Origin of the sequence: Parabacteroides sp. AF27-14 (assembly GCF_003635425.1) — a bacterium.
GTDB classification, from domain to species: domain Bacteria; phylum Bacteroidota; class Bacteroidia; order Bacteroidales; family Tannerellaceae; genus Parabacteroides; species Parabacteroides distasonis.
Window position 1 is genome coordinate 356 of record NZ_QTLZ01000045.1, and the last position, 10688, is coordinate 11043.

Consider the following 10688-nt stretch of genomic DNA (forward strand, 5'->3'; position numbering starts at 1 on the left):
TCGTCCAGGAAGATGAAGTCGGGATTCTTGTACACCGCCCGGGCGATCAGGATACGCTGTCTCTGCCCTTGGCTCACTCCGTTTCCCTCCATGCCGATCTTCGTATTATAGCCCAGCGGGAGCGAATCGATGAAATCCCGGATATTCGCCACCGTCACGGCATGCAGCAGGCGTTCCTTGTCTACCACCTCCTCCCCGGGGGCGATGTTGTTAGCTATCGTATCCGAGAAGATAAAACCATCCTGCATGACCGATCCCGTCTTGCTACGCCATACGTGGGGATTCAGGTTCCTGAGAGAGGTATCGCCGATCCTCACGTCCCCCTTGTTGGGATTATAAAAACCGAGCAGGAGTTTCACGATCGTCGTCTTCCCGCTCCCGCTGGCCCCCACGATGGCGGTCACCCTGTTATGCGGTATCGTCAGGTTGATATCCTCCAGTACGTAATCCCTGTCCGCCCCGTCATAGCTGAAGTTGAGGTTCTCCAGCCTTAGCGTCCTGTCGTCGGGCAAGGAGTTGAGTTTCATGTCTACGGTCTGCTCCTCGTCCTCTTTTCCATGAATCTCACCCAGCCTCTCCAGGCTGATCTTCGCGTCCTGCAAGGAGCGTGAGAAATCGATCAATTGCTCGATGGGAGAGGATAGCTGCCCCACGATGTAGGTGACGGACATCATCATGCCCAATGTCATATCTCCCTGCACAACAGCCCGGGCGGCGATAAAGGAGATAAGGATGTTCGTGGTCTGGTTAAAGAACACCGCTCCGAGCTGTTGATATTGTTGCAGGGCCAAGCCTTTAATCCCTATCTTGAATAGCTTCACCTGTATCCGTTCCCATTTCCACCGCATCTTGGTCTCGCAGTTGTTGAGCTTTATCTCCTGCATACCGGTGATGAGTTGGAAGAGGTTGCTCTGCTCCCCCGCCGCCTGGTTGAAGCGTTTGACATCCAATTCCCGCCTCCATCGCATGAAGGCGAGTACCCACGCCACGTACAGGCCGTTGCCTACCAGGAACAGGCTGAGGATGTTCCAGTCGTAATAGGCGAGCACGAACCCGAAGACGATAAAGTTCACGAAGGAGAAGAGCGTATTGATGGAAGTCCCCGTCATGAAAGCCTCAATGCGGTCATGATCCCCGATCCGCTGCATGATATCGCCCACCATCTTCGTGTCGAAGAAATGCAGGGGCAGGCGCATGAGCTTGGCGAGGAAGTCAGAGATCAACGCTATGTTAATACGGGTGTTTACGTGCAGCAATATCCAGCTCCGGATGAAGTCCACGGACAGCTTGGCTATAAAGATCACCAGTTGCGAAATGAGGATGAGGGTTATGAAGCCGAGGTTGTTGTCCCGTATACCCGTATCCACGAGGCTCTGTGTGAGGAAGGGGAGGGTTAGTTGCAAGATGCTGGCGGTAAGCATCCCAAGCACCAGTTGAGCCATTTCCTCCTTATAGGGTGAGAGGTAGCGGAAAAAGAAGCGTATATTCCATTTATTTTCTTCTGTATCATCTTCTGTATTGTAAAATTTGGGTTCTGGTTCTAGCAAAAGAGCTACTCCTGTATCTTGTCCATTTACTTTTGTATTAATCCAGCTGTGTTCAAATTCTTCTTTAGTATATGTTACTAATCCTGAAGATGGATCTGCAATATAGAATTTATTATGGCTAATTTTATAACACACTACGAAATGGGCTTGATTCCAGTATAGAATGCAAGGTAATGGAGATTCTTTTACTAATTCTTCTGTTGTGAGTTTTACTCCTTGAGTTCTAAAGCCTATAAGTTCAGCGACTTCACTAATGCCTAATAGCGAAACACCTTCACGTGTAATATACGAATGATTTCTAAGATATTGTAGTGTATAAATACGACCATAATATTTAGCAATCATACGAATACATGTAGGGCCACAATCCATTGTATCATATTGATAAAAATAGGGAAATCTGTTCAACATAATATGTATACAGATAAATTTATATAGCTATGAGTTCATTTTAAAAAGTATGTATTAAGTATGAGTAAATATATCAACACTTAAGGCATTCTATTACTTCTTCATTAATTTCTTTTGGTAATTCAATGCTTGAAGATATCATATTGTCAAAATGTGAATTTTCCCAAGTGTTGTTTCTGTGAAACACATATACATATATTTCGGGTTCGTTTTCAATTAGTGCTATGTGATGTTTTGATATTAACTGTTTTATAACAGAAACATCCTCTCCCTTTTCAATCGGAGGATATGGATATAATGTAAGGATTTCCTTTTTACATAGTATACTTCCTTCCCAAGCGTGAATAAATGATAAATAGGATTTTTTTAAAAAGTCGTCATAGATAATCCATCTTAATAATATAGATGCTGATTTTTTCATTTTTAGTAAATATTTTAGTTGTATTTCTAATCTTTCACAGCTATACCAGTCGTCATCATCCCATTGACAAATATATTCTCCATCTGATTTTTGGATACTTATGTTTCTCAATTCTCCTAATGTTAATTTAGGGATAGATAATGATATCATTATGATTTTTATATTGTTAGAAAATGTATGTGAGTCTATGTATGCTTTTGTTAGTTTGTCTAACTCTTCATAAACAATTACTAATTGTTTATTATTGTATGTTTGATATTCAAAGCATTTTATTACTCTTTCAAGCATATTGGGTCTATTATGTGTTACACATACACATGATATTAATGGGCACTTATTTGTCATACATTTATATATTTTAAGGAGTTATGTATTACGATTCAATTGTTTTTAACAATTCGCATTTAGACTTTGTTGTTTGAAAATATGAATGGAATTTTCCATTCAAATCTCGAGGATGTGTCAAGTGATATAAGGGACCATTAGAACGATATATTTTTAGCTTATTATTTATCGATCTATAATAAAATTCGCCATCTTCCAATCCCCATCCATAAAATTCTTCGTTCATTTTTCCTATTTCATTGAATTTGTTAAGATCTATTATAAAAGCACCACCTACAGCCCCAATATTGCCTGATGCTTGATATAATAGGTTCATTTTTTCTTTATTATTATCAAGTATTGATATCTTTTTATTTACCATATAGTAACTTCTAATAATATATGACATATCTAAAAAAGTCCCATTATATGGATATGCCAGATCGAATTTACCAGATAATAAATTTGAATAACAATCTATTATTTGTGTATGGTTAAGTATAACATCAGCATCCCAAATAGCAATATATTTAGTAGAGGCTTCTTGTGATAGTATATTTATATATTTGGTTTTATGAAATATATCATCATGATCTTGATAGAATAAATAAGACACCTTGCGCTTTATCAACTTTTCTAGAATCCCATTATTATACTTTGTAGCTTCCAATACTATTATTTTTACATGGTAATAATTGGTTATATTATCTATTGATAATAGCAAATTCTCAAGTCTAATAATAGAGTCTATTCGTACAGGTATGAGAAATGTTATATCCTCTAAAAAGTGTTTTCTCATATTATATTTCTTGATATAAGGTCTAAAAATAATCTACTTCCTGGATATCCATTAAATAATCCTGAATGCATATATCTATAATTATTATCAGTTATTATAAGGTCCCATGCATGAGATTCTTTTATCATATTTTCATATAATTTTGAACTAATACTTATGCTGTTTTTTATATGCATATTTATATTTTTTGTTGCTAAATATAATATAGGTAATCCATTGTGAAAAAAAATATTCTTCTCCTGCATCTCTTTTTCTAAAATATCTTTAATATTTATTTGTTTAAATAAGAGATAAAAATGCATATTCCATTGTTTGCTTTTGTAATATCTGTTAAGCTCTAAAAGGCAGGATGTTTTTATTAATTTGAAAGAGTTTAGAATAGGTATTTGCGAAGTAATAATATGCTCATGTTTATTGATTAGTCTAAATATTTTGGTGTTATATATATTTAAAGATAAAATCTTACTAACAACATATATGAATAGTCCTAAATTGTATTCATCTATTAAGAATATATTTGGTTCATAAAAGAATGAACAATCAATGCTGTTATACAAGACGTTTACAATATTAATTATTAAATTATTATATATGTACAATTGATTTCTATTTGCATCTATTATTCTTTTATATAAATAATAAAGAAGTAGTAATAATTCTTTTGAATTGTAAATATCTCCAATCTCATATGATGATAACTCTTTATATATTACATTATCTAGTTCTTTTGTTATTTCATTTATATTACCCTTTATAAATCGGTTCTTATGTAAATAATTAATTCCTAACGAAATGCCAGACAAGCCATCATTAAATCTAGCAGAAGTGTTTGCACTTATATTGTTTATAAGACTTTCTAGTATGTCATTGGCATAATTGAAGTAGATCTCACTACGATGTATCCTATACATATTAAAAAAATATATAGAAATACCTATTTTTCCGCTATAAATCCCGTTATGGAATTTATTCATAGAGTCATTGTATAGAATTGTGTCTAATTCTGAAATATTTATATCGCTGTATCCCATATGTGTGTATGATTGTATTATTACTCCTGCTTTATGATGTGATCTAATTGTTTAGGAGATATGTTAATACCTATTATTTTCCCTGATTTAACTAAAATATTATAAGGAATAAATCTTATAAAATATTCCTCTCTTATTTTCTTGTTTTCATTTGATGATATGATAAAATTTTCCCAGTTTCTTTTCAATTTTCCGACTTCTTTTTTCCACAATAAAATATCATCATCTATTGATATTGTAATGATTTGAATTTTAGAAAGTGACTCTTTAGAAATATTCTGTTCTATATTACTCATCCTTGTTAAGCAAGAAGAGCAATAAGATGCCCAAAATTCTACATAGGTATACTGTTGGTTTTTAATTACATTAAGGAAATTAACGGTGTCATTATTTAGATTTATTAAGTGCATATCAAGTAATTGTTGATCATAAAGTCTATTCATTTTTTTTTCAAGTTTAATATCATCTTCTTTTTTTTTCAATAACTCAACAATAAAAGGATCTAATTTTATACTCAATTTAAAAACAGAATCCTTAAAAGCATTAAATTGATTTTCCGGAAATGCCATAATTTCTCTTTTTATTACACTTTTTCCTATGCAATTATTTATATTTCTAATAATGTAATTTGAAAGATAGGTATATAAACTATCATTTAGCATTATGTATCTTTTATTTAAGTGCAATTTATTAGGATCGGAATCATCTAAAATTTCTTTGATTGATCCAAAATAGTAACTACAGCTATCGATATAAGATTTATATTCATTATTTAGTTTTGATCCTTCTATTTTTATATTACCAAGTGCCAAATATACATTTATATTGCCATTATCCAGTATTACCTCATTGTAAAGATCATCATTGTTATTTCTTTTAATGTGTAAAATTGAAATATCATTAGGATTTGATTTACCATAAAATTGGAATTGCGAATTTTTAATAACAGTTTGGAGTGTTTTATATTTTGTATCATGTTTGTAAATGTATAGATAAACGCTATCCTTGTCAAAAGTTGAATCCATAAAACCTTTTAATTCAAATTGAGACATCATTTTTGTCGGTATATAAAGCATAAAAAACACTATAAATACTTTGTATTTAGTGATAACATTTCTTTTAGGTTCTGATATATAAATATCAGAACCTTTCTTGATCAATCGTGATTTCATTTACGAATGATTAATTACTAAATTATCTGCACCCACAATCACCAGCACCATTAAGGCGTGTACATGCTAAAACTTTGCATGCTCCAGAAAAGCATTGGCCTGCACATGAACCAGAGCCTGCTAGAATCATTTCCATCTCTTCTTGGCTCATTACTTCAGAACTCTTAATCAGTGAATTTTTTTTTAGAATTTTTGTTTTCATAAGACTTTTAATTAGTTTGTTGAACAATAAAATACATTAATATATAAAATTATAAATGATATTTTAGATCTTCAATTTTGAAATATTTAGGTAATCGATATCCGTTAATTATTACAGTTGGAGTTCCTTGCGGCTTTGCTTCTTTTATCCATTTTTTATGCTTTTCAATTTCTTTTGAAATTTCTGGTGAGTACAAATCAAATTTGTATGATTTACTATAATTGTATAGCTCCATCTCATCAATAAGCCATTCTTCATATTTCTTCTCTGAATTACTATTATTAAGAAAAAAATGAGCTTCTCCACCTTTAAACCAATCGTTATATATTTTGGCACAAAAATCAATATCAAAATACATATAAACATAAATCAAGAAACGATTACTTATTTCTAGGCTTTCATTGAATGACGTAAATATATATTGAATTAATATATTATTCATTAAGTCTTTCAAATTATCATTAACAGCCTGATGGATTTTCGCACAAGGATGACAATGTGGATTTGAAAAAATAGTAATTATATTTGTACTTTTTATATTTCCAAAGGTCAATTTGGAAAAAACAGAAGATGTATCTTGATAATACGTTTGATTTGATAATAATATATTAAATACTTCACTAGAAGCTTTTATACTATTAAGTTCTTGGATTAACGGAGTGACTTTTCTACTCTCATTTAATACTTTAATAAATATATGGGTTGATAATACTGCTACTATATATACTAATATTGTAAATAACAAATTCTCAAAATTTATTCTTCTAAATGAGTTGAAGTTGTTAAAAGACAAATTAATAATAAACAAGATCCACATTTGTATTTGTACATTCACACATAAGACACACCATTTATGTGCTCTGTATTTTTGGTACCATATACTCCATATTGTATATGGTAGACAAAAAAGATTATAAATGCTTATATATTGTACTAAATCTTTTGAATATAGAATGATTATTATATTTGAAAGAAAATAACCAAAACCAATCTCACTCCAGCTAACATTCAATATTTTAGCTGATTTTGATTCCAGTATATCGTTACAGTTGCCTTCTTTTATTATTGTGCAGATTTTATTTACATATGCACTATTTATTTTCAGTTGCTTACTTAACAAAAGAACACTTAATATAATTCCCGTTGAATTGCTAAGCAACAATAACGTATTATTTGTATTAATAGTAAATCTTTCACTTGTTAAAAAGCAAGCCATTAGGAACAGCGATATAAACAAGATACTTAATAACGAATGTTGAATAACATTCGTTTTATAATGTTTATAATAACTTGGCTCTATAGATTTCTCGTCAATATCACATATCAAAGTGACTCCAGTCCATAAATTCCAAAACTTTGATAGTGGAATCTTTAGATTTTCACCATTTGATATGTAAGAGATTTTATCTTCTTTTACTTCGTCTACAACTACAAATTCATCACCAACATAAGCAATAAAAGGTGTTTCTATATTATTTAAATCATCTTCTCTTTTCCAGACAGTAATTCCTATATTATCAATATTATATAAATTTAACATCTGAGAAATTCCTAATAAATTGTTTTTATTAGGATGCTCATTGTATATTTTATTTGCAAATGCATTTGTGTGCTTAACCTTTGCTGATTTAAGATAGGAAACAAATACATTAGAACCTCTATTAAACATAGTTTATATTATTATTAATCAAATATGTATTCTTAATTATCTAATAAACTATCATGTGGAAATATATAGTTAATATTTGTAATAGCTATTAATTCTCAAACTTACCAACTAGACATCCTAATTTGTGAGTCAAAATAACTTGGTATGTATTTGAGTCTACCTCACTTAATGGTATACTGAACACTTCGCCTATATTTCCGGATATTGTATTCTCATATATTATAATACCTGCCTCATCCGTAACATAGATAGTCAAATCATCCAATGCATCTACTAATTTCACACTTAATACATTTTTCTCTATAGATAATGTTGGGGGTAACGCCGTGATAGAGCGATAATCTTCATCATCCCACTCTCCATGTATAGGGATGTCATCTCCATACGCTAATGAAATGGAGAGGAAGAATCCAAAAAGGATACACAAGGTCAACAAATGTGCTTTCATGTTTCTAATTTTTATTTTGATATCAAAGAAATGATAAAAACATGAGAGTAAAAAGAACAAAAAATGAACAAACATTTTTTAACTCAATATCTTTGTTCATGTTTTGTTCATTTTTTCACAAAAAGAACTATAAATCAGCGATATATTTATCAAAATCCTTGGTTGATCCACGACTCCCTGTCAGTTTCTCATACAATCGTCTACGATATATAGACGCATTTTCAAGATCTAGCAATATACCAATCATTGTCGGTTTTACCTTGATCTTGGTCAAATAGCAAATCTTTTTTTCGGACGCATTTAGCCAATTTGACTTTTCCAATGCGATTGCAAAGCCGGGATTATTTCCATCCACAGAGGCGAAAAGGGTATTCCAGTCTTCTTCTGTCGGTTTCCAATCGGCAGGGGAGTGAAAGTTGTGATACAATTGTGTAGCTTGAAATTGTTTTAAAAGGTCCTCTCTGTTCTTCTTCCACTCGCTTAAGGCAAGACATTTATTATTTAGCGTTTCTACCTCTTGTTCCAGACGTTTTTTGATGCGAGATAGGTTCTCTAGCCGTTCCTTCGTTTGCGCAAGCTCCTGGTTGTCTTTATTGGTACAGGTATCTTGTAGCAAACTATCTCTAAGGGTTGACAATTCTTGGATGGTTTGTTTATTCTTACGGATTTGGGATTCGTTCTCTTCTAATTGTTTTACCAATATTTTTTTCTTTTGCGTGTAATGGATGAAATAGAGAATTATACCGCATAAAACGACCAAGAAACCTATTATGAATATAGTGTATCGGTATTTCATGTCGGAGGCGTAAAGTCGCATATTACATAATTCCCGTTCAATTTCGGTATAATCATAGAGGGCTTGGTTCTTTCGTATCAATTTGGTTCGTTGTTCCTTTTCTATGGAATCACGCAACGACTCATATTGCTTAGATAATAACGCCGCTTGCTCCCACTGTTTTTGTGCCAAAGCGATCTCTTTTAAGTGAAAAAATCCTCCGGCACGTGTGGTCGGTGATTGGGTGGAATCTGCGCAGGCTTGTAAATAGAAATGGGCAGAATCGATTTGACCGCTTTCTTTATAAAGCTGCCCCAGCACTAAATATACGGGATATTTGGCTTGTGGTTTTGCTACATTCTGTAAGGATCTTTGTAATAATTCGTACGCTTCCTCAATTCGCTTATCTCTCATATAAAGAGATGCCAATTCCGTATAAACGGAAGGAAGAATCTTCTCTCCCATTAAAGCGATCGCTTTTTGATTGCTGATGATCGCACTGTCTCGATATCCCAGCATCGAGAACGTTCTCCCTAAATCTCGCAATGCGAATACTTGGCCCATGGAATCTCTTAGGGTACGGAAATCCTCTACCGCCTTTTTCTGGAAGGGCAATGCCTTATCGTAAACCTCCTGGTATGTATAAAGCATACCTATATGATTGTTAATTCTGCCGAGTAAGGCATGATCCGTAATTTGCTCCTCATCCCTCAATGCCTTTAGGTAATATTCCTGCGCTTTCAAGGGCAGGTTCAAATCCTGGTTGACCCGCCCCCGGTAATACCAGGCTTTGGCTTTCCGCTTCGAGTCATCCGTATTCTCGTAATAGTCCGTGGCGATAGTGATCAAGGAATCTGAAGCATGTTTCGCACGGGTTTTGTCTTCTGCTTCTGTTAGCAGCAAATAATAATGTGCCTTATCTTTTCGGGATAGGTTTTCTTTGTTCTCTATTTGTTCAAGGAGCATTAACGCGCTATCCGGATGTTGGGGCATAAGGTTCTCTACTTTCCAGAAGTCTATGATTGGGTGGCCTATTCCATCGCAAGAGATCAATATAATATGTATTAGTGCTAACAGGGTAACAATGTTTTTTTTCATTCGCATATTATTTGTTGCCGATAAAGATAATACAAAAAGGCGATGACATGATACAGATTTACTTCACACGTAATTAACAATTAAAAGAACGTGTGTAACATGTCAAACAAGTTAAGAGAACGTAAAAATTACAGCATGGAGTTCAAGCTCCGTATGCTGAAGGAGTATTATGAGAGTGGCTCAACCAAGTACAGGCTATGTAAGAAATATTCGGTTGATTACGTGACCTTCAGTCGCTGGGAAGGTTATTTTGAGTCAAAAACGCTATCTTTACCGTCCGATCTGACAGAGTTAGAACATCAGGTATATATGGCACGAAAGAAATCCGAATCATCCAAGGCGACCGGTCCCCAAACGGAGAGCGAGAGGCTCCGGGAGGAGAACTTGCGCCTACGCAAGGCGTTGGCCTACTCTGAGTTGCGCAATGAGGCTCTGCATGAGCTTCTTAAGATCGGGCGGGAACAATATGGCATCGACCTGCTAAAAAAAGCTGGCGCCAAGCGGTAGACAACCTTCGGCTCAGGCATCCCAAGGAATCGATCGGTAGCCTGAGCGGGCTGTTTGGCAAGACTAGAGAAGGTTATTACTCCGTGAGCAAGGAGAAACGCATGCGCAGGGAATTGTCAGAGAAAGAGATACTTGACACCGTGAGGGATATCCGGCATGAGGCTCCGGGCATCGGGGCGTACAAGCTGTACCTGATGCTCAAGGAACTCTATCCGGACGGGATGCGTGGCCGGCCGGGACTGGTTCTACGGGCTGATGCACGAGTCACACCTGATGCTGAAGCC

General features: G+C 34.3%; 11 protein-coding genes. 2 read left to right on the forward strand and 9 right to left on the reverse strand.

Annotated elements, in window-relative coordinates; translation table 11 throughout:
- The 9 genes from DWY79_RS21935 to DWY79_RS21970 all read right to left on the reverse strand — a co-directional run.
- Positions 1–1958, reverse strand: a 1958-nt coding sequence (locus DWY79_RS21935; protein WP_233564034.1) for a peptidase domain-containing ABC transporter, incomplete at its 3' end; no start/stop codon positions are given.
- Between the two features lie 73 nt (positions 1959–2031).
- A complete protein-coding gene (locus DWY79_RS21940; RefSeq protein WP_122370468.1) occupies positions 2032–2724 on the reverse strand; it encodes a glycosyltransferase family A protein in 693 nt (230 codons plus the stop codon).
- Positions 2725–2752: 28 nt separating this feature from the next.
- Positions 2753–3502 carry a galactosyltransferase-related protein gene (locus DWY79_RS21945; RefSeq protein WP_122370470.1) on the reverse strand — a complete coding sequence of 250 codons (750 nt, stop codon included), beginning with the start codon at positions 3500–3502 and terminating at the stop codon, positions 2753–2755.
- A complete protein-coding gene (locus tag DWY79_RS21950; RefSeq protein ID WP_122370472.1) occupies positions 3499–4533 on the reverse strand; it encodes a lanthionine synthetase LanC family protein in 1035 nt (344 codons plus the stop codon). The genes DWY79_RS21945 and DWY79_RS21950 overlap by 4 nt, the downstream gene beginning before the upstream one ends.
- A gap of 20 nt (positions 4534–4553) precedes the next feature.
- A complete protein-coding gene (locus tag DWY79_RS21955) occupies positions 4554–5705 on the reverse strand; it encodes a DUF4369 domain-containing protein (RefSeq protein ID WP_122370474.1) in 1152 nt (383 codons plus the stop codon).
- A 22-nt stretch (positions 5706–5727) separates the two neighbouring features.
- Complete coding sequence (locus DWY79_RS22510) at positions 5728–5907, reverse strand: hypothetical protein (protein ID WP_147431812.1); 180 nt, start codon at positions 5905–5907, stop codon at positions 5728–5730.
- A 49-nt stretch (positions 5908–5956) separates the two neighbouring features.
- Positions 5957–7576, reverse strand: a complete 1620-nt coding sequence (locus tag DWY79_RS21960) for a vitamin K epoxide reductase family protein (RefSeq protein WP_122370476.1) — start codon at positions 7574–7576, stop codon at positions 5957–5959.
- Positions 7577–7664: 88 nt separating this feature from the next.
- A complete protein-coding gene (locus DWY79_RS21965) occupies positions 7665–8024 on the reverse strand; it encodes a DUF3244 domain-containing protein (protein WP_122370480.1) in 360 nt (119 codons plus the stop codon).
- Positions 8025–8151: 127 nt separating this feature from the next.
- Positions 8152–9897: a tetratricopeptide repeat protein gene (locus tag DWY79_RS21970; protein ID WP_122370478.1), complete on the reverse strand. Its 1746-nt coding sequence runs from the start codon at positions 9895–9897 to the stop codon at positions 8152–8154.
- A 99-nt stretch (positions 9898–9996) separates the two neighbouring features.
- Here DWY79_RS21970 and DWY79_RS21975 point away from each other — a divergent pair, with 99 nt between their 5' ends.
- Positions 9997–10404 (forward strand): transposase, encoded by a 408-nt coding sequence (locus tag DWY79_RS21975; RefSeq protein ID WP_122268703.1) that lies wholly within the window; start codon positions 9997–9999, stop codon positions 10402–10404.
- Positions 10405–10487: 83 nt separating this feature from the next.
- The coding region (locus DWY79_RS23205; RefSeq protein WP_233564035.1) for a hypothetical protein at positions 10488–10688 on the forward strand (201 nt) is incomplete at its 3' end.

Coding starts and splice junctions, on each gene's coding strand:
- DWY79_RS21975 (WP_122268703.1), top strand. CDS start 9,997: ATGTCAAACAAGTTAAGAGAACGTAAAAATTACAGCATGGAGTTCAAG.
- DWY79_RS21960 (WP_122370476.1), bottom strand. CDS start 7,576: ATGTTTAATAGAGGTTCTAATGTATTTGTTTCCTATCTTAAATCAGCA.
- DWY79_RS21950 (WP_122370472.1), bottom strand. CDS start 4,533: ATGGGATACAGCGATATAAATATTTCAGAATTAGACACAATTCTATAC.
- DWY79_RS22510 (WP_147431812.1), bottom strand. CDS start 5,907: ATGAAAACAAAAATTCTAAAAAAAAATTCACTGATTAAGAGTTCTGAA.
- DWY79_RS21970 (WP_122370478.1), bottom strand. CDS start 9,897: ATGAAAAAAAACATTGTTACCCTGTTAGCACTAATACATATTATATTG.
- DWY79_RS21940 (WP_122370468.1), bottom strand. CDS start 2,724: ATGACAAATAAGTGCCCATTAATATCATGTGTATGTGTAACACATAAT.
- DWY79_RS21955 (WP_122370474.1), bottom strand. CDS start 5,705: ATGAAATCACGATTGATCAAGAAAGGTTCTGATATTTATATATCAGAA.
- DWY79_RS21965 (WP_122370480.1), bottom strand. CDS start 8,024: ATGAAAGCACATTTGTTGACCTTGTGTATCCTTTTTGGATTCTTCCTC.
- DWY79_RS21945 (WP_122370470.1), bottom strand. CDS start 3,502: ATGAGAAAACACTTTTTAGAGGATATAACATTTCTCATACCTGTACGA.